We start from the raw sequence: 583 nt of genomic DNA, 5'->3' as shown, positions 1-583 counted from the left end.
CGAGGTCGGCAAGCTAATTGAAGACAGCCGTACTGAAGTCGAGCTGTGTGCCAGCATCTGTGACTACACCGCCAAGCAGGGGCCTGTTGTTCTGGCCGATGAGGAGCGCGATGTGGAGGGCGCCACAGGCATCGTCACCCACGCGCCGATCGGCGTGATTTACGGCATCCAGCCGTGGAACTTCCCGGCCTACCAGGCGATCCGCTACTCCATCGCCAGCCTGATGGCCGGCAATGGCGTCCTGCTCAAGCATGCCGAGAGCTGCACCGGCAGTGGGTTGCTGCTGCGTGACATCTACGAAAGTGCCGGGCTGCCCAAAGGGCTGTTCGGCATACTTTTGATCAGCCACGACCAATCCAACGACATCGTGGAAAACGATCTGGTGCGCGCGGTGACACTGACCGGGAGCGAAGCGGCAGGGCGCACGGTGGCCGCCAAGGCCGGCGCGGCGCTCAAGAAGACGGTGCTTGAGCTGGGTTCCAACGATGCTTATCTGGTATTGGACGATGCCGACCTGGATCTGGCGGTGGCGACCTGCGTCAAAGGCCGCCTGTTCAACAATGGGCAGACCTGCGTCAACGCC

General features: G+C 62.3%; 1 protein-coding gene. It reads left to right on the top strand.

Annotation, left to right across the window (positions count from 1 at the left end; all coding sequences use genetic code 11):
• A partial coding sequence (locus ACXJKH_RS21935) for an aldehyde dehydrogenase family protein (protein WP_457322548.1) occupies positions 1 to 583 on the top strand: 583 nt, incomplete at both ends.

The sequence above is a fragment of the Stenotrophomonas sp. P5_B8 genome (assembly GCF_054049855.1).
This window is presented reverse-complemented; position numbering and strand designations above follow the sequence as displayed.